This window comes from Variovorax sp. 01T432 (assembly GCF_056398605.1).
In genome coordinates, this window is the sequence record NZ_JBFTPS010000046.1 from 25389 (window position 1) to 42894 (window position 17506).

At 65.8% G+C, this 17506-nt stretch carries 15 protein-coding genes and 2 pseudogenes; 4 read left to right on the forward strand and 13 right to left on the reverse strand.

Annotated features, from left to right (window positions below):
- Positions 1-51 precede the first annotated feature (51 nt).
- Together AC1DNF_RS26975 and AC1DNF_RS26980 are read left to right on the forward strand one after the other, a co-directional pair.
- Positions 52-600 carry a Dps family protein gene (locus AC1DNF_RS26975; RefSeq protein WP_478151723.1) on the forward strand — a complete coding sequence of 183 codons (549 nt, stop codon included), beginning with the start codon at positions 52-54 and terminating at the stop codon, positions 598-600.
- Entirely contained in the window at positions 600-2177 is a 1578-nt protein-coding gene (locus tag AC1DNF_RS26980) for an MFS transporter (RefSeq protein WP_478151724.1), read from the forward strand. The genes AC1DNF_RS26975 and AC1DNF_RS26980 overlap by 1 nt, the downstream gene beginning before the upstream one ends.
- Positions 2178-2262: 85 nt before the next feature.
- Here the strand turns inward: AC1DNF_RS26980 and AC1DNF_RS26985 are convergent, their stop codons facing one another.
- The 10 genes from AC1DNF_RS26985 to AC1DNF_RS27030 all read right to left on the reverse strand — a co-directional run bounded on the left by AC1DNF_RS26985 (position 2263) and on the right by AC1DNF_RS27030 (position 12459).
- A complete protein-coding gene (locus AC1DNF_RS26985; protein ID WP_478151725.1) occupies positions 2263-2493 on the reverse strand; it encodes a hypothetical protein in 231 nt (76 codons plus the stop codon).
- A gap of 6 nt (positions 2494-2499) precedes the next feature.
- Positions 2500-2910, reverse strand: a complete 411-nt coding sequence (locus AC1DNF_RS26990; RefSeq protein ID WP_478151726.1) for a hypothetical protein — start codon at positions 2908-2910, stop codon at positions 2500-2502.
- Positions 2911-3174: 264 nt separating this feature from the next.
- Positions 3175-3786 carry an NAD(P)-dependent oxidoreductase gene (locus tag AC1DNF_RS26995; RefSeq protein WP_478151727.1) on the reverse strand — a complete coding sequence of 204 codons (612 nt, stop codon included), beginning with the start codon at positions 3784-3786 and terminating at the stop codon, positions 3175-3177.
- A gap of 130 nt (positions 3787-3916) precedes the next feature.
- Positions 3917-4108 (reverse strand): hypothetical protein, encoded by a 192-nt coding sequence (locus AC1DNF_RS27000; RefSeq protein WP_478151728.1) that lies wholly within the window; start codon positions 4106-4108, stop codon positions 3917-3919.
- 162 nt (positions 4109-4270) lie between these two features.
- Positions 4271-5011 carry an IS6 family transposase gene (locus AC1DNF_RS27005; protein ID WP_478151729.1) on the reverse strand — a complete coding sequence of 247 codons (741 nt, stop codon included), beginning with the start codon at positions 5009-5011 and terminating at the stop codon, positions 4271-4273.
- Between the two features lie 258 nt (positions 5012-5269).
- The gene (locus tag AC1DNF_RS27010) at positions 5270-6628 is read right to left on the reverse strand and encodes a c-type cytochrome (protein ID WP_478151730.1); all 1359 of its coding nucleotides are present in this window, start codon (positions 6626-6628) and stop codon (positions 5270-5272) included.
- Between the two features lie 3 nt (positions 6629-6631).
- On the reverse strand, positions 6632-8401 hold the full coding sequence (locus AC1DNF_RS27015) for a GMC family oxidoreductase (protein ID WP_478151731.1): 1770 nt from the start codon (positions 8399-8401) through the stop codon (positions 6632-6634).
- Between the two features lie 2 nt (positions 8402-8403).
- Positions 8404-9180, reverse strand: a complete 777-nt coding sequence (locus AC1DNF_RS27020; RefSeq protein WP_478151732.1) for a gluconate 2-dehydrogenase subunit 3 family protein — start codon at positions 9178-9180, stop codon at positions 8404-8406.
- A gap of 653 nt (positions 9181-9833) precedes the next feature.
- Positions 9834-11768 (reverse strand): sensor histidine kinase, encoded by a 1935-nt coding sequence (locus tag AC1DNF_RS27025; protein ID WP_478151733.1) that lies wholly within the window; start codon positions 11766-11768, stop codon positions 9834-9836.
- Between the two features lie 22 nt (positions 11769-11790).
- Complete coding sequence (locus AC1DNF_RS27030; protein WP_478151734.1) at positions 11791-12459, reverse strand: response regulator; 669 nt, start codon at positions 12457-12459, stop codon at positions 11791-11793.
- Between the two features lie 173 nt (positions 12460-12632).
- Here AC1DNF_RS27030 and AC1DNF_RS27035 point away from each other — a divergent pair, with 173 nt between their 5' ends.
- Positions 12633-14609, forward strand: coding sequence for a hypothetical protein (locus AC1DNF_RS27035; protein ID WP_478151735.1), 1977 nt, complete (start codon positions 12633-12635; stop codon positions 14607-14609).
- Positions 14610-14724: 115 nt separating this feature from the next.
- On the forward strand, positions 14725-14886 hold the full coding sequence (locus AC1DNF_RS27040; protein ID WP_478151748.1) for a hypothetical protein: 162 nt from the start codon (positions 14725-14727) through the stop codon (positions 14884-14886).
- On the opposite strand, the pseudogene AC1DNF_RS27045 reads toward AC1DNF_RS27040, so the two are convergent.
- From AC1DNF_RS27045 to AC1DNF_RS27055, 3 genes and pseudogenes are all read right to left on the reverse strand, one after another.
- Positions 14830-15543: pseudogene (locus AC1DNF_RS27045) on the reverse strand (IS6 family transposase); the annotation flags it as partial. The gene AC1DNF_RS27040 and the pseudogene AC1DNF_RS27045 overlap by 57 nt on opposite strands.
- A 55-nt stretch (positions 15544-15598) precedes the next feature.
- Positions 15599-15934: pseudogene (locus AC1DNF_RS27050) on the reverse strand (IS6 family transposase); the annotation flags it as partial.
- Positions 15935-16002: 68 nt separating this feature from the next.
- Positions 16003-17505 carry a M81 family metallopeptidase gene (locus AC1DNF_RS27055; RefSeq protein ID WP_478151736.1) on the reverse strand — a complete coding sequence of 501 codons (1503 nt, stop codon included), beginning with the start codon at positions 17503-17505 and terminating at the stop codon, positions 16003-16005.
- Position 17506: the final 1 nt, after the last annotated feature.

Genomic DNA, 17506 nt, shown 5'->3' on the forward strand with positions numbered 1-17506 from the left:
CGAACTTCGGTTGCGGGGTTGTCTCACGAGTTGACCAAAAAGGACGATGCGATGAAGAAGCCAACTGCCAGCAAGACCCAGGACCTCAAGCGGCGTCAGAAGGCGCCGTTAGCGACACCGAGCGACCTCGAGAAGGGCGCGACCGACGACATCGCCGGCGCGCTCAACGCGATCCTCGCTGACGTCTTCGCGATGTACCTGAAAACCAAGAATTTCCATTGGCACATGAGCGGGCCGCACTTTCGCGATTACCACCTCATGCTCGACGAGCAGGCCAGCCAGCTCTACGCGATGACCGATCCGATCGCCGAGCGAATCCGCAAGCTCGGCGGCACGACCCTGCGCTCGATCGGCCACATCGCCCGCAGCCAGCGCGTGCTCGACAACGATGCCGACTATGTCGAGCCGCTGGACATGCTCGCCGAACTGCGCGATGACAACAAGACGCTCGCCGCCCGCCTGCGCGAAACGCACGACCTGTGCGACGAGCACCGCGACATCGCGAGCGCCAGCCTGATTGAAGTCTGGATCGACGAGACCGAGCGGCGCACGTGGTTTCTGTTCGAAACGAGCCGGGCCGGAGATTCGAGCGGCCACTGATGCCACCGGGCGTCTCACCGCTGAGCCCGTTCCGGCATCGTGCCTTCACGGTGGTGTGGACGGCGACGCTGGTCTCCAACGTCGTCGTCTGGATGCAAAGCGCGGCTGGCGGCTGGCTGATGACGACGCTTGCCCCGGAGCCACGCATGGTCGCGCTGGTGCAGGTGGCCAGCGCCTTGCCGATGTTCCTGCTTGGCTTGCCGGCCGGCGCACTGGCTGACCTTTTCGATCGGCGGCGGCTGCTGCTCAGCATGGAAATCGTCGGCACCGTGCTCACGGCCGGGTTCGCGGTCCTGGTCGCGCAGGGTCTCGTCGCGCCGGCGGTTCTGCTCGCGTTCGTCTTCCTGACCAGTGCCGCCGCGGCGGCGATCGCTCCGGCTTGGCAGGCGATCGTCCCGCAGTTGGTCGAGAGGAAGGAAGACCTTGTGCCGGCGATCGCACTCGACAGCGTCAGCGTCAACATCAGCCGCGCCGTCGGGCCGGCGCTGGCTGGCGTGCTTATCGGCGCATGGGGCATGGCGGCGCCGTTTTCAGCCTACGTTGTGTTCAATTTGGCCTGCATCGCGGCGCTGTTCTGGTGGCGCCCGACCGCCGGCCCGGCGCAGGAGTTGCCGCCCGAGCGTTTCGGCAACGCCATCCTCGTGGGTCTGCGTCATGCCCGCTACAACCGGCCGCTGCGCGCGACGCTGGCCCGGGCCAGCGGCTTCTTCCTGTTCGCGAGCGCCTATTGGGCATTGCTGCCGCTGGTGGCCAGCCAGCAGATCGCGGCAGGCCCTGAGACCTACGGATGGCTGCTTGCGGCGATCGGCATCGGCGCCGTCGCCGGCACCTTCGTCCTGCCGCGACTCAAGGCCTGGTTGGGTGCGAATCGGCTCGTGGATGTCGGCCCGGTCGGCACCGCGCTGGCTATGCTGCTGCTCGCGCTAGCCCGGCAGACGCCGCTTGCGCTCGCGGCGGGCGCGCTCGCTGGGTGTTCATGGATCATGGTGGTTGCCACTCTCAACGTCTCGGCTCAGACAGCATTGCCGGGTTGGGTTCGCGGCCGCGGGCTCGCAGCGTACGCAACCGTCATGTTCGGTGCGATGGCGATCGGCAGCCTCGCGTGGGGGGAAGTCGCCTCTCTCCAGGGGCTGTTCGCTACGCATCTCATCGCCGCGACCGGCGCGTTGCTGACGGTGCCTATGCTGCGACGGCATAAGCTGCAGGCAGGCGCCGGCGCCGATCTGACGCCGTCCATGTACTGGCCGCAGCAGGTGGTCGCCGACGATGTCGACGGCGACCGGGGCCCGGTGCTGGTGACGGTCGAGTACCGGATCGCGGCGGCCAATCGGGATGCCTTCCTTGCCGCGGTCGACCGCCAAGGCGCGGGTCGCCGGCGCAACGGCGCGTACCGCTGGGGCGTGTTCGAAGACACTACCAACGCCGGCCGTTGGATGGAAACCTTCGTCGTCGATTCTTGGCTTGAATATCTGCGCGAGCTCAGGCGCGTCTCCCACGCCGATCGCGCCCTGAACGAAGCGGTATTGCGGTACCAACAGGGCGATCCGCCTCCAGTCAGGTACTTCATTGCACCTTGACGCAAGACCGGTGCGGCAGTGGCGGCGTCGCCGTGCTCTTGGTATGCGGGACGTGCCGACAAGAGCGCTGCGCACAACAGCTGTCTCAAGGAAGCTCTGGCGGCTGAGTTGCGGAACACAGTGTCCACACGGCAAGGAAAGTCGCGGCGATGACCGGGCCGGCGACCACGCCGGCCAAGCCCACGGAAGCGATGCCGCCGACAGTCGAAACCAGTATCAGATAGCCCGGCAGCTCGGCCTCGCGGCCGACGAGAAGCGCGCGCACGATGTTGTCGACGGTCGTCAGAACCACCGCGCCAAAGACGGTCAGCGCCACGCCCTTTCAGACGGCGCCTGTGATCGCGCAGTAGATCGCGATGGGTGCCCACAGGACACCGGGGCCGACCACCGACAACATCGAGAGCAGGCCGAAGATGACGCCACAGAAGACGGGAGCTTCGATGCCCCGCCATCCCAGCACCAGTCCGCCCAGCCTCGACAGCGACGCGCCGCCTCTCAAGAGACAAAAGGGTAGGTACAACATTACCCCCGCGCCGATCGCGAAATCCGAGGCGCCAAGGCCGAGGTCGAAGATGTGCGTCGTAAATATACGAGCCAGGGTTAAGGTGCAGGCTTCCAGTCGGTCCAGCGCTGCGTGGGCCCAGGACGGTAGGGCGTCGGCGACACGTCCGCCGTAGGCGACGAAGTCAATCCGGCGCGCGCCCAAGTCGCCAAAGTCGATGGCTTGTCGCATCAGAGCGGCCGTCAGGAAGACCAGCGGAGTACCTACGGTGGCAACTCCGACGACGATCGTCGCCAGCGCCGCCACACTGCCGCGACCCCAGGTCGAGCGAAGTTTCCTGCGAAATAGCGGCGCAAAGATCGTCGCCAGGACATGCCCTAGAAGATAGCTCCGACGTAGGGCCACATGACCCGCGCAAAGGCGATCGAGGCTGTGCCCACAATGAGGAGTAGCGCGAATTTCCCGCGTCTGGTGGATTTCATATAGCCCTATCGATCAGTAGCCGACAGTGAAGCGCTGGCGCGAATGGGCTGGTTGTTCGAGCTCATCCACAAGAGCGATCGCGAAGTCTTCCATCGAGATCCAGCTCTTGCCGTGGGCGTCGACGAGGAGACGGTCGGCACCGAGTCGGAACTTTCCAGTTCGCTCACCGGGTGCGAACTCCGCCGACGGCGAGAGGAAGGTCCAGTCGAGCGCAGCCTCCGTGCGCATGAAGTCGAGAAAGGCGCGTCCCGCGATAGCCTCTGCCTTGTAGGCGTCTGGAAATCCCGGGCTGTCGACGAGCGCCTTTCCGGGAGCCACCTCGAGGCTGCCGGCGCCGCCGACCACGAGCAGCCGCGGCACGCCAGCCACTTCGACCGCCGCGACGAGCGCCTTCGGATCCGCCGAAACGAAACGCGTCGCGCTGATCGCCGCGTCGTGTCCGGCCAGGAGTGGCGCGAGCTGCGCTCGGTTGGTCGCGTCTGCGACCTGGACCACCAGGCAGGCACGAGCCGCGACTCCGTCCGCAGACCGGGCGATGCCGGTGACCGAATGGCCGCGCGCGAGCAACTCGGCGAGCAGACGTGAGCCGACTCGCCCGCTGACGCCTATCAATGCGATGTTCATAGTCTTCCTTTGCGCGAGATATCCGTGGTGTTCATGCTCGGCCGCGTACATAGGGGCTGAGGCAACGTCTCTATTGGCCGTGAGGCAGTGCGGCCTTCGACGGCCGCTGCTCCAACCGTGTCGCCCGGTCCTAAACGATCACTTTCGGCGGGTCGCTCATCAACTCGTCGTAATCGACGGGCTTATAAATGCGCTCGAGCCTGACGCCGTCGGCCAGTTCAAGGCCCACCTCAAAGTCACCGTTCGGGAGCTTTTGAATGACATGGGCTTTTGTTACTGCGACCAACATATAGTGGTGCAGGTCGGGTTTCTTGAAATACATAGCAACTCCTCACTAGAACGCTGCGGATGCCGCCCGCATGGCACGGATCTCAGGGAAAAGGGCGCCCAACACATAGGCCGGATCCGAAATATGCCAACACGGCGCGATACGGCGTTGTCACGTTGACAGTGAATGGTCGCAACATCGGCAGGAGGTTGCGATTCAGAAGGCGGCAGACGGATTTTGGGTGAGGCCTGTGAAAAGCCGCCAGGCGTCGAAGCGCGCAGCCAGTTGCTTGCGATAGAGCGAGGCACGCAGCAGATGGCGCTTGAGCGCGAAGTGCTGGCGGATGGGGCCGAAGCTTGAGAGAAAAACTTGCGAGCGCCCAGGCTGGCGAAAACCGCGCATGCGCCGCTCGCGCTCACGGGTGGGCTGATGGCTGTTCTCGGCGCGGTTGTTCACGCGGGCGCAGGCGTTCACGAACACGTGCCGCACGTTCGCAAGCTCCGGGATCTCGGCTTTCGCGGCTGGATAGCTGCGCAGTCGGTCGGTGACGATCTTGCGGGGAACCTCCGGGCAAGCCGCGAGCACGCGCTTGAAGAAGCGTTTCGCTGCCGCCTTATCGCGGCGCTTCTGCAGAAGGATGTCGAGTTCGGCACCATGCTGATCGACGGCGCGCCACAGCAGATAGGGCTCGCCGCGCAGCGCCACGAACATCTCGTCCAGATGCCAGGTCGATCCTGGCTTGCGGCGCGCGGCCTTGGCACCATATGCAAAGCTCGCGCCGAATTTGTCGCACCAGCGTCGGATCGTCTCGTAGCTGACAACAACGCCGCGCTCGAACAGTAGCTCCTCGATGTCGCGCAGGCTGAGCTGAAATCGAAAGTACCAGCGTACCGCCTGGCTGATCACCACCGCAGGAAACCGGTGCCCGTGATAGAGCGATCTCGTCTTCTTTTGCATGGCGGAACTTTACGTTACGCCATCGGCAACGTGACAATGCCAAACGATCTACGCGGCTCACCGCGGCCCCTTGAGCAGAACCACTGCCTGCGGTGCGTTCTAGAAGGACGGGGTGCGCGGATCTCATCGAGGCTGCGGGCACGAATGCGACATTGCCCATAAGCAAGCCGTATACATGCGTGCAGACCGTTTCCCATCATCGACGAGAGCTTGCAAAAGGCGCCGGGTCCATACATGCACCAGAGCCGCTTCAGCCGTTCACTTGTGGTCGCCCGAATTGACCGTGAGGCGGGGCTTGCTCAAGTCCAGCTTCTTGCGCACATCGCCCACGGTCGATGCCCCGATGGCGGCCGCCTGGTTGCCCCAGCTGTTGCGGATGTAGGTCGACACATCGGCGATCTCGGCGTCGCTGAGTTTCCACGCAAAGCTCGGCATCGTCAGCGGCGAAGGCGTCGCGTTGCTCGTGCCAATTCGCGAACCGGCCAGGATCACGTGCAGCAGGCCGGTCGGGTCGGTTTGCTGCAGCATCGCGTCGTGGCCCAGCGGGGGAAAGAACTTCGGCTGGCCCACGCCGTTTTCGAGGTGGCATGACGCACAGACATCCGAGTAGACTGCGGCGCCGCGGCGCATCGCAGCGGCATCGGGTGGCGCACGCTGCGCCTCATCGGGCCGGGCCGCCTGGCCTTTCAGGTACTGCGCGACCGCGTGCACGTCGGCATCGGTCATGAGAGAACCGGAGTAGGTGACGACGTCCGCCATGGACCCACCTGCGCCCGCGCGCGCATTGCGGCCGGAATGCAGGTATTGGGCGATGTCCTCGGCGCTCCACATTCCAAGGCCGGTGCGTGCGTTGGAGGTCAAATCGGGCGCCAACCAGTTGTCGAGGTTGCCGCCATGAAAGTCCTGGCCCGACTTGTCGGCGCCGAGCATGTTCTTGGGCGTGTGGCAGGCACCGCAATGGCCGAGGCCCTCCACGATGTAGGCGCCGCGATTCCATTCGGCCGACTGCGCGGCCACAGGCCGGTACGTGTCCGACTTGAGGAACAGCAGGTTCCACCCCTTGACCATCAATCGGACGTTGAGCGGGAAGGGCAGGTCATTGGCCGGAGGCACATAGTGCACAGCCGGCGTGGATTGCAGGAACGCCAACAACGCGTCCGTGTCTTCGCGGCTCACGCGGCGGAACCACGGGTAGGGGAACGCCGGGTAGAGGTTCTCGCCGTGCGCGCCGATGCCGTCGTGCATCGCGCGATAGAACTGGTCGCTGTTCCACGCGCCGATGCCGGTCTCCCGGTCGGACGTGATGTTGGAAGAGTAGATGGTGCCGAACGGCGTCTTCAGGCCGAGACCGCCGGCCAGCGGCTCGCCGCCTGCTCGCACGTGGCACGACATGCAGTCACCCACGGCCGCGAGGTATTGGCCGCGTCGCAGTTGCGCCGCGTTGGGCGTTGCGTCGGCAATGGGCTGGCTCAACAGGCTGGTCGGCGTGACGGCCGTCGACGGGTGCGCGGGCAATGTTGGAACCTGGCTCACGGCCACGCCGGCAAGGCCAAGCGGAACTAGCGAGGCGGCGATGCCTGCCAACGCGATGCGTGAGCGTGCAGCAGGACGTCGCATGGCTCAGGCCTGAACCAGCGGTCCGGGACTCTTCAGGTAGCGCGCGATGATCTCGCGCGCCGAGAAGTAGGTCAGCGCCGCCACCGTGCCGGTCGGGTTGTATCCGGCGTTCTGCGGAAAGGCGCCCGCGCCGAGGGAGAAGACATTCGGAACGTCCCAGCACTGGAGGTACTTGTTGACGACGCTGTTGCCCCGGTTGTCGCCCATGATTGCGCCCCCGGTGTTGTGCGTGGTCTGGTAGGGCGTGACGCTCCACGATCCGGTGCGGCGGTTGAGCTTGATCTCGCGCGGGTTCATCGCCTTCGCGACCTCGGTGGCACGGTCGGTGAGGTAGTCCGACATCTTGTGCTCGTTGTCGCCGAAATCGAAGGTCATGCGCAGCATCGGGCGGCCGTGGATGTCCCGGTACGTCGGGTCCAGGTCGAGGTAGTTGCCGCGGTGACTCATGCAAGAGCCATGCACGCTGATCGAGAAGGAGCGCAGGTAGTTCTTGGCGGCCGCGTGCTTCCATTGCAAGCCCCAATCCGGCGTGTCCTGCGGCGTGTAGATCATCTCGATCGGGCGCCCGCCCGTGACGATGCCGGCGATGTAGGCGCCGCCGATGAACCCCAGCCCCGAGTGGTCGAAGTTGTCGCCGTTGAAGTCGTCGATCACCGTCGCCAGCGCACCGGCGCCGATGAAGGGGTTGAGGATCTTGTCATCGAAGAACACGTTGACCGACGACATGGTCTGGTAGGCGTAGTTCTTGCCGACCACGCCTTCGCCAGTCTTCGGGTCGTAGGGCTGGCCGATGCCCGACAGCAACAGGAGGCGTACGTTCTGCAGGATGTAGGCCGACAGGACGACGATCTCGGCAGGCTGGAAGAATTCCTCGCCGGCACTGTTCACATAAGTGACGCCGGTGGCGCGCTTTTTGTCGGGCGTGAGTTCTATGCGCAGCACTTCGCACTCGGTCTTCAACGTGAAGTTGGGCTTGCGCATCAGGTAGGGAAGCACCGTCGTCTGCGGGCTGGCCTTGGAATAGTTGCCACACCCGAACTTCTCGCAGAAGCCGCAATACGTGCAGGCGCCGAGTTGCGCACCCAGCGGGTTGGTGTAGGGCTGGGACAGGTTGCCCGTCGGGTGCGGAAAGGGATGATGCCCGAGGGTTGCAGCCGCCTGGCCGAACAGCGTGGGCGCATAGGTCTGGGCCATCGGCGGATTCGGATACTCGCTCGATCGCGACCCTTCGAACGGGTTGCCGCCGGGCTGGATCTTCCCGTTCAGGTTGCCCGCCTTGCCGCAGGTGCCGCAGAGCTTGTCGAAGGCGTCGTACGAAGACTCGAGCTCGTCGTAGGTCACGCCCCAGTCCTGCACCGTGAGGTCATCCTTCGACACGGCATCCTTGCCGTAGCGTTGCTCGTTGTGGCTCTTGGTGAGGAAGTCGGATGGCAGGAAGCGCCAGATCTGGCCGTTCCAGTGCACACCACCACTGCCAACGCCGGTGCCCAGCAGGAACGAACCCAGATGACGCATTGGCAATGCATCCTCGCTCACGTTGTTGCGCACGGTGAGCGTGTCGTAGCTCACGTTCTGGAAGAGGTGGTGGCGCCACATGTAGCGCAATTCGTCCTGCGCGAAGCCCGTGGCGAAGTCGGTCGCCGTATCGCGCCATGGGCCGCGCTCCAGCGCCATCACGCTCAGGCCGGCGTCGCAGAGTTGCTGGGCCATGATCGCGCCGGTCCATCCGAAACCGACGAGCACCGCGTCGAGCGGTGGAAGTTGCGTTGCCACGTTCAGGTCTCCCGCCAACCCGGGCGGCCTTTCAAGCCGACCGGCGGATTTGGGAAGGCTTCACCGTGCCGTGCGACCCACTCCTTGTAGTCGTATCGCGCGCCGGGAAAGCCGATCATCTTCCACGCGCCCATGTCCTTGTTGCCGCCATAGATCGGATCGGAGAAGTAACCCTCCTTGGTGTTCTGCAGCAGCATCGTGAAGAAGGACTTGCTGTCGACGCCATCGCCGAGTTGGAGGTCGCCGCTCTCCATGCTCTTGAGGAGCTTGTCCTGGTCGTCGGGGCCGAGCTTGGCGAAAGTCGCGCCGCTGAAGTTCGCGCCCACGTGGCGTTCGATCGCCACGATCGCGGCCCGATAGAGCTGTGCCGGACTGAAGCGGCTCTGGTAGCCCTGTTGGGCCGTCCCTTTGGGCCAGGGGCCGCCGAGAAAATAGTGGTCGCCGCGGCCGTAGGGACCGGCCAGTTGACGGTCTAGGAAGAAAGGCACGTTGGCTTCGACTGCGCCGGGACCGACTTCGTCGTTGGGAATCAGGCGTGCGACGGCGGCTGTGATGAGCGCCACTTCGGCCGGTGTGAAGAAAATGAATCCGCGTTCGGCGTCAGTCACGCCGGGTGGGCTGTCGGCCGCGCCCTCTTGCCACGGTACGGCACCGCGGTACGTGGCGGGTGGCGCGCCGAGTTCGCCGTCATGCAGGTCGGCCGAAGCCTTCGCACCCAACACGCCGGCCACCGCGCCGCCGATCAGGAAGCGACGGCGATCGACTGTCACTTTGGTCATGGGTGTGTTCCCCCGCAGCTTCTTCATCGCTGTGCGTTGGGATCATAAGAACCGGCCCGCATGAGGGGCGTAGGAAGCCGCCTCGTCAGGTTCTGGTCAGACGAGGCCGTGGGGGAGGCGCGCAAGGGAGGCAGTTGCGCGGGCACCTGCCAAGGGACGGGGTGCAGGCCCGCGCGTGCGGCCTTCGAACCTGGTCAGCCCGGCCAGCAGAACGAGCGCGCATGCGGCTGCAAAGCCTGCTGCGCGGCTCCATTCGTGGGCGCGCCGCCAACGCATGAAGACGATCAGCACCAGGGCAATTGACCAACGCAATGCCGAAGCTGGCAACCGTGTTGAAGACGCCCAGGTGCAGGCAGGCGCTGTCCAGGCTCGTCACGAGTAAATGCAGCAATGCAATCCACACGCCCAGAAGGCACCGTGTGGCACGCTTGAAGTCGTTGGCGGCGCGGTCTGGCGAAGGTCATGAATGCCGGCTCACGAGATGCAACGCCGGGTAAGAAGGATCTACACCACGTCGACGAAGCGACGAAGTGCCAGTACAACCCGGCCACGCCACGGCTAAAGGCCGGCCCTGGGATGAGACCTACCTGCCATTCATGGCACAACGTTCGCGTGCTACGGCGTAGTCGATCGGTCTTCAGCGGCCTATTGGGCTAGTAGATCGTGTCCAGCCCAGTGGGCTCACCCAATCGCGGCAGCTGGTGGGCTGGGTCGCCTGAGTCCGGCGTGGCGCCCGTGGCCCGCCACTCCAGCAGGACGCACACGCCGCCGCCGGGTGCTGGCTCGACACGCAGCACCGCACCGATGGTAGCCGCCCGCGCCCGCATGTTGTTCACGCCGCGGCCATGCGCGAGCGCCGCTTGCGCCGGCGCATCCGCGCGCAGGCCGACGCCGTTGTCGGTGATCTGCAGCACCAGGCGCGGCGTCGGCTGCGATTCGCTTTCATCATGCCAGCGCACCCGAACCGTGACCTGCGACGCATGCGCGTGCTTCAGCACATTGGTGAACGACTCCAGCAGGATGCGCTGCACATGCAGCACCACCGCCGGCGAGAGCTGGCGCAGCGGCGGCAACTCGGCAACATCCCACACCACCTCAATGCCGGCCGACTGCAGGCGGGGTTGCAGCCGAAAGCGCAGCGTCGCGAGCAGAGTGGACAAGTCGTCGTGTGAGGGCTGCAGCGAATCGACCGCCATGCGCATCTCGTCCAGCGCCATCTGCACCTGCTCCGTCAAGGCGGTGGGGTCCGCGCCGCTGCGCGTGACCATGTTCAGCAAGCCCACCAGGTGTGAGCCGACGCCATCGTGGATCTCGCGCATGATGCGCTGACGTTCGCGCGCGACCGACTGGTGGTGCTGCTGCACCCGCAGCGATTCGAAGGCCTCGACGAGCTGGCGCTCGCGCTCGTCGACTCGGCGCGTCAGGTCGGCATTGAGCGCCTCGAATTTTTCGACCGTCCGGCTGTAGCGCTCGACGATGAACCAGGCCATGAGCAGCACGAAGGCGAACATCCCGTGCTGCAGGTAGGTGTTGACCAGGCCGCTGGCGCCGGCCACGCGCACCAGCAGCACGTCGTGCACGCCCAGCGCGATGGCCCCTGTCATCAACCCGGCCAGCACCCACGCGCGGGCGCTTCGCCGACTCAACGCGGCGCGCAGGACGAGCACGAACACGGCCAGCGCAAGCACCGGCAAGATCGCAAAGCCGATCGTCATGAGCACCGGCAAGTGGAGCGCGAACGCAAGCGTGTGGAGCAGCACCGAGACGACGATCACCACGTCGATGGCACGGTCGAGCACGCGGTTGACCGGCCCCAGCGCGAGAAGGATGAAGCGGCAGATCAAGGCGATGTGCGCGGCATAGGTTGTGGCCGCGATCACGCCCAGCGCAGGCCAGGGGATCGGCGTGTCGGGCCAGGCTCGGTCGAGCACGCGCACCACGCCAAGGAACGCGGCCAGGCTGAACCAGCCGTAGAACGGGTCGCGCTGCCGCCACCAGAGCACGGCGGTGAGGGAGCCCATGCCGACCAGCCCCGCGGCAAACACCAGCATCGCGAAATCGCGCCAGAGCGTCTGTGCGTCGTACAGGTCCTGGATGGTGTCTTGCGGCCCATAAAGCACCACCGACAGGCCGCCCAGCCGCTGCGCCTGCAGCGTGACCTCCACGCGCAGTTCGTTGGGGCCATCGGCATGCATCAGGCCGGCCGGCAACGTCACCATGCGCATGGTTTTGGTGGCATCGAACTCGGGATCGCCGAGCGTGCCCCAGCGCTGCACCGTGCTGCCGTTGACTTGCACCAGCGCCTGGTTGCCCACGCGCGTGAACAACACCGCCATGGGCTCGGCGCCGGTGTGCGGCGGCAGCATGACCCGGTAGCTCGCGTGTCCGCCAAGTCCGGGGAAGTCGCGATCCCAGCGGCGTGCGAGATCGACGGTGCCCTCGCGCGCCGCGGCGCCGTCGGGCTCGAGGCGGGCCCAGGCGCTGTCGAGCGTGAGAACGTCCGGTGGCATCGCAGCCACCGCTGGCACGAAACACAACAGGGCCGCCATGCCCCACAGCATCGCGGCGATGCGCCGCGCGCGCGTCATGCGTCGGTCCACTGGAAACGCATCAGCGCAGCAGGCCGAGCTGGCGGGCCTCGAACAGCGCCTCGGCCTTGTTGTGCACGTCGAGCTTGCCGTAGATGTTGCGCACGTGGCTTTGCACCGTCGACAGCAGGATGCCCATGCGCGCGGCCGTCTCAGCATAGGTGAAGCCGCGCGACACCAGCGCCAGCACCTCGCTCTCGCGCGGCGACAGCGCCTCGCGCGCAGGCAAGGGTTCCTGCGCCGGCGGCACTGGGCTGCGACCCTGCCAGCGCACCAGCAACTGGCGCGCGATGATTGGCGACATCGGCGAGCCGCCCGCATGCAGGCTTTGCACGTGCGCGGCCAGGTCCGCCTCGGTGCCGTCCTTCAACAGGTAGCCGCCGGCGCCGGCCTCGAACGCCCTGAGCATGTTCTGTTCGTCGCCGAAGATGGTCAACACCATCATGGCGCAGGCGGGCTGCAGGTCGCGGCAACGGCGGATGACGTCCAGCCCCGAGCAATCTGGCAACCCCAGGTCGACCAGCAGCACGTCGACCGCGTTGTCGGCAAACCAGTCGAGCAGTTCGCGGGCCGTCGATGCGCCGAAAGCCAGCCGCAGGCTCGGCTCGGCCGCGATGACGCGCTCGAAGCGCGCGCGCATGCCCGGATCGTCCTCGACGAGGGCGACGCTGATGGGGTTTGCGCGGTTCATGGACACGCGCCGGATCTTCGCACGACCCACCGTGACATCTGCACCACAGACACCCCATGAACTGCGGATGTGAGGGTGCGCGGCGTCCGGTAGCTTCCGGGGGCGTTGAACGTAGCCCTGGCGGTTGCCTCGACCGGACACACAAACACCTCGGAAAATTGGAGCAGGACGCAATGAAATTGAACTCGGCAGCAGGATGGCATTTCAGGTACGCCGCATTGGCATTGGCATTGGCATTGGCAGCTTCGTTGGCCGCGTGCGGCGGCGGTGGCGGCGGCAACGGCGCGAGCCTTGCGGGACTGGGGACGGGCACGTCGAGCGGCACCGGAACGGGCACTGGAACAAGCACCGGGACGGGAACCGGCACGGGGGCAGACGCGGGCACCGGCACCGGCACCGGCACCGACGCCGGCGGCAGCGGCAGCAACGTCGCGGCCGCGGGCGCCTCCATCTCCGGCGTCGCCGCACTCGGCGCACCGCTCGTGGGCACCGTCACCGTGAAGGACGCCCTGGGCGTCACGAAGACCTCCACCATCGGCGGCAACGGCCAGTACACGGTCGACGTCAGCGGCATGACAGCGCCCTTCGTCTTTCGCGCGCAAGGCACAGTGAACGGCATCGTCGCCACGGTGCACTCGGTCGCCACGCAGGCCGACATCGACGGCAAGATCAACATCACGCAACTGACCAACCTGGTCGTCTCCAACATCGCGGGCCAGATCGCCGCCAACTACTTCGACAAGTTCGAGCAGACCGGCAATGCCGCCCTCGCCAACAAGGCGCTGGTCGATGCCGAGGTCAGCAAGCTCAAGGAAAAGCTGTTGCCGGTGCTGGCCGCGCTCGGCGTCGACGCAGCCATAGACCTGCTGCACGGCAGCTTCACGCCGCTGTCGGACCCGATCGACAAGGCGCTCGACGTGATCCGCGTGTCCTACGACACCTCCGCCAACACCGCCACCATCTCCAACATCCTCAACAGCGTGACGGTGGTCGACGACCTCGCCAAGCAGGCCGCCGCCGAGCCCAGCCCGGCCGCCCTGAGCGGCGACAACGTCGCCACCGGACTGACCGACACCGCTCTCGTCAAAAAGGTGCTCGAAGACTTCGCCGCCAAGTACGCCACCGGCCTGCCGAGCACGGCGGACCTCGACCCGCTGCTGACGGCCACTTTCACGTGGAACGACAAGAAACGCGCCGACTGGCTTGCCGATTTCGCGGCGGCCTCGGACTTCATCGGCATCACATTCACCGACGTCGAGATCCTGCAGATCGACTACAGCGATCCGACCAGGATCACGGCGCACGTGTCGGTCACGCCGCGGACCCCGCAAGGCGTGGAACTGGGCCGCATCGACGACTGGAAGATCCGCAAGGGCACCGACGGCATCTGGCGCCTGCATGGCGACCAGCGCGCACTCGACCTCGACTGGTTCGCCTTCACGTCACAGCGCCACGGCACGTCGGGAAGCACCTGCGTGGACACCGGTGTCGAGTTCAACATCGAGGACCACATCACCACCAACAACGGCGGCACGATCCAGTACATCCTGGTGACGGGCGCCGGGCTCCCGGCCGGCGGCCTGCGCTACGAGCCACCGGCGCTCGGCGGGCGCTTCAAGATCGTCGGGCTCGGTTCGGAGCAGTACACGATGGCAACCACCTGTACGGGCGGGCCGGCCACGGTGCTCGGCGACGCGGCCATCGCGGCGATTCCCGACAACTCGGTCTACACGCTCACGGCCTACGACAGCAGTGGCACCAAGGTCGTGATGCCGACCGGGACCAATGACGGTTCGTACCGCATGCCGATCCAGCGCCGTCCGCTGACGCTGGCCGAAGCCGCCGATGGCGGCGCGTTCCCGATCATTGCGCCGGCCACGGTCACGGCCTTCAACGACTTCGCATCAGGCACGCTGAACTTCTCGGCCAGCAATGTCTATCCGAAGAGCCAGGCCTATGTGCAGATGTGGCGCCGCGACGCGAGCCTGGGCATCGTTGACCAGCTCGAGATGTCGGTGCTGCCGACCGCTGCCGGCATGGTGGCCACCGACCTGGCTTTCGGCGTCGATCCGAGCGTCGCGTCGAGCATGATGTGGGTGGAATCGCCCGACCGCTATCGCCGCAACATCCAGACCTCTTACGCGAGGTAGCGGTCACTTCGGCGGCGCCAGCGTGCGCCTCGCCGGGCTCTGGTGCGAATTTCGGCTTCCGGTAGGCTGTGGCTTTTGAACCGGGGGCGGATCGATGGCGCAGAGGCTGCAAAGCATGGACGAACTGTTCAAGGGTCGGCACTTCGAGCATGAGTTCATCGGGCTTTGTCACGTTGGCGATGTCAGGTCGAAAAGCTGGCAGGGGATCAAAGGCGTAGAAGGCGGCGGACGGATTTTGGGCGATGCCCATGAAAAGGCGCCATGCATCAAAGCGTGAGGCCAGTTGTTTGCGGTAGAGCGAGGCGCGCAGCAAATGGCGCTTGAGAGCGAAGTGCTGGCGGATGGGACCGAAGCTCGAGAGGAAGGCCTGCGTGCGCTCGGGCCGGCGAAAGCCTCGCACGCGCCGCTCGCGCTCACGGGTGGGTTGATGGCTGTTCTCGGCGCGGTTGTTCACGCGCGCACAGGCCTTCACGAACACGTGCCGCACGGTCGCAAGCTCAGGGAGCTCAGCCTTGGCAGCTGGATAGCTGCGCTGCTGGTCGGTGACGATCTTGCGTGGCGCCTCTGGGCAGGCGGCGAGCACGCGCTTGAAGAAGCGTTTGGCTGCGATCTTGTCACTCCGCTTCTGCACCAGCACGTCGAGCTCAGTGCCATGCTGATCGACGGCACGCCACAGCACAAAGGGTTCTCCTCGCAGCGATACGAACATCTCGTCCAGATGCCAAGTCGATCCCGGCTTGCGGCGCACGCCCTTGGCGCCGTGCGCAAAGCTCGCGCCGAACTTGTCGCTCCAGCGCCGGATCGTCTCGTAGCTGACGACCACACCGCGCTCGAAGAGAAGTTCCTCGATGTCGCGCAGGCTCAGTTGAAATCGAAAGTACCAGCGCGCCGCCTGGCTGATCACCACCGCAGGATACCGATGACCGTGATACAGCCGATCTCTTCTTTTGCTTCGATCAAGCTTACGCCATCGACAACGTGACAATGCCCTTGGCACGCAGCATGAAGTCGATGGTGTGGCCTTCGCGGTCGACCGCGCGGTACAGGTACTTCCACTGGCCGGCGACCTTGATATAGGTCTCGTCCATGCGCCAACTTGTGCCCACCGGGCGTTTGGGTCGTCGGAACACGGCGGCCAGCACCGGCAAGATCTTCATCGCCCAGCGACGGACCGTGGCGTGATCGACGCACACGCGGCGCTCGGCCATCATCTCTTCGATGTGCCGCAGGCTCAGCGGGTAGGCTGCATACCAGCGCACGCACAGCGACATCACCTCCAGCGGGTAGTGCAGTCGCTTGAGCACCTTGCGCAACGCTTCGTTCATCGTCAACTTCCCTGATTCGCCAACCTCGCAGAGTAGCCGATGTGGTTTATCGACAGAACCCCGTAAACTCATGGCCGCCTATCGATGCTTGCGGGCAAGCGACGCCACGGGAAGTCCGCGGGATCGGCCGCGACAGGACCGGGCGCTCGCGCGACCAGGATGTCTTCGGCGATCGGCGTGAAGTCGGCGCGGAAATGCACCGAACTCTTGACGACCAGAATCTTCATTGACTCGGGCTCGACGCCGGCGAAACGGAACAGTTCGCGATCCATCATCTGGCATTTGCCGCTGACGACTACGACTCGCACGCCGTCGATGGCAAGGCATGCGCTCGCGCCGAGATGCACCGGCGTGCCGCCGAGCACGGGGCCGGCTCCGACGACGCGGCCGTCGCTCAGCGCCAGCACGGTGAACTCGCCTTGCACCGGCGCATCGCTGAATCCGCCGCCCCAGGTCGGTTCGGTGCGTCCCACGCTCAGATACAGACGCGCGCCGACGCCTGCCGCATGCGCGGCGCGCGCGGCGTCGGGGTCGTACATGAGGCCAAGCGCCACCTGCCGCGGATGAAGGCGCCCCGCCCCTGCGGCAAGCAGGGCATGCAGCAGCCCCGTTGTGTTGCTGTTGCCACCAGCGCCCGGATTGTCCTGCGTGTCGGCGATCACGACCGGCCGTCGGGCTCCTTCGGCCAGTGCGAGCGCACGCGCCACGGCCTCGGCCGGCGGTAGCAAGTCGAGACGCCACTGCGACCGGACGGCGACGGCGTACGCGTGGAGCGCCTGCACGGCCGCTTCGGCCTGATCGCCGTAGCCCCAGACGACCGGTCCGCAATGCTCGATGTCGGCGGCCGGAAAGCCCATGGCGAAGCTCAGCAGCGTACCTCGCGCGCCGTCCAGCTCGAGCAATTGGCGGTAGACCGAAGCGGCAGGCTCCGTCATGGTGGACTGCACATTGAGCGACAGCAAAAAGGGGATTCGGCGCGCGTGCATCGGCTCGCGCGTGCCGCGCGCGATGCGCCGCTGCAAAGCCTGGGCTGCGAGACGGCCTGTGGCGGCCATGTCGGTATGGGGATAGGTCCGATAGGCGACCATGGCATCAGCCAGCTCGAGCATGCGCGGGCTGACGTTGGCGTGCAGGTCCAGTGTTGTGACGATCGGTCGATCGGGTCCGATCAATGCGCGCAGTCGAGCCAGCAACTCGCCCTCGGCATCCTCGAAGCGCTCGGTCACCGCAGCGCCGTGCAAGTCGAGGAACACCGCATCGAGCTGGCCGCGTGCCAGCGCTTGGCGCGCGTCTTCCAGCAGCTCGGAGGCGATGCGTTCGAATGCATCGTCCGTCACGTGGGCCGACGGCGTGGCGCCGGCCCACACCGAGGGCACGACCTGCCAGCCGATCTCGCGCGCCACTGCCATGAAGCCGCCGATGCCGAAGTTCAGGGGTTCCATGCGCGCCAGCATCTCGGCGCCGCGCGCATAGGCCGGAAAGCCGTCGCCCCGATTGAAGGCCGGCCAATCCGCCCGGCTGGGTGCAAAGGTGTTCGTTTCGTGCTGAAAGCCGCCGATGAGGATATGCATG

What these genes read in the sequence shown, in the direction of transcription:
- AC1DNF_RS27010 (WP_478151730.1), bottom strand. Translation starts at nt 6,628, where the DNA reads ATGCGACGTCCTGCTGCACGCTCACGCATCGCGTTGGCAGGCATCGCC.
- AC1DNF_RS27020 (WP_478151732.1), bottom strand. Translation starts at nt 9,180, where the DNA reads ATGACCAAAGTGACAGTCGATCGCCGTCGCTTCCTGATCGGCGGCGCG.
- AC1DNF_RS27000 (WP_478151728.1), bottom strand. Translation starts at nt 4,108, where the DNA reads ATGTATTTCAAGAAACCCGACCTGCACCACTATATGTTGGTCGCAGTA.
- AC1DNF_RS26975 (WP_478151723.1), top strand. Translation starts at nt 52, where the DNA reads ATGAAGAAGCCAACTGCCAGCAAGACCCAGGACCTCAAGCGGCGTCAG.
- AC1DNF_RS26995 (WP_478151727.1), bottom strand. Translation starts at nt 3,786, where the DNA reads ATGAACATCGCATTGATAGGCGTCAGCGGGCGAGTCGGCTCACGTCTG.
- AC1DNF_RS27030 (WP_478151734.1), bottom strand. Translation starts at nt 12,459, where the DNA reads ATGAACCGCGCAAACCCCATCAGCGTCGCCCTCGTCGAGGACGATCCG.
- AC1DNF_RS27040 (WP_478151748.1), top strand. Translation starts at nt 14,725, where the DNA reads ATGGACGAACTGTTCAAGGGTCGGCACTTCGAGCATGAGTTCATCGGG.
- AC1DNF_RS26990 (WP_478151726.1), bottom strand. Translation starts at nt 2,910, where the DNA reads ATGCGACAAGCCATCGACTTTGGCGACTTGGGCGCGCGCCGGATTGAC.
- AC1DNF_RS27035 (WP_478151735.1), top strand. Translation starts at nt 12,633, where the DNA reads ATGAAATTGAACTCGGCAGCAGGATGGCATTTCAGGTACGCCGCATTG.
- AC1DNF_RS27055 (WP_478151736.1), bottom strand. Translation starts at nt 17,505, where the DNA reads ATGCATATCCTCATCGGCGGCTTTCAGCACGAAACGAACACCTTTGCA.
- AC1DNF_RS27005 (WP_478151729.1), bottom strand. Translation starts at nt 5,011, where the DNA reads ATGCAAAAGAAGACGAGATCGCTCTATCACGGGCACCGGTTTCCTGCG.
- AC1DNF_RS26980 (WP_478151724.1), top strand. Translation starts at nt 600, where the DNA reads ATGCCACCGGGCGTCTCACCGCTGAGCCCGTTCCGGCATCGTGCCTTC.
- AC1DNF_RS27025 (WP_478151733.1), bottom strand. Translation starts at nt 11,768, where the DNA reads ATGACGCGCGCGCGGCGCATCGCCGCGATGCTGTGGGGCATGGCGGCC.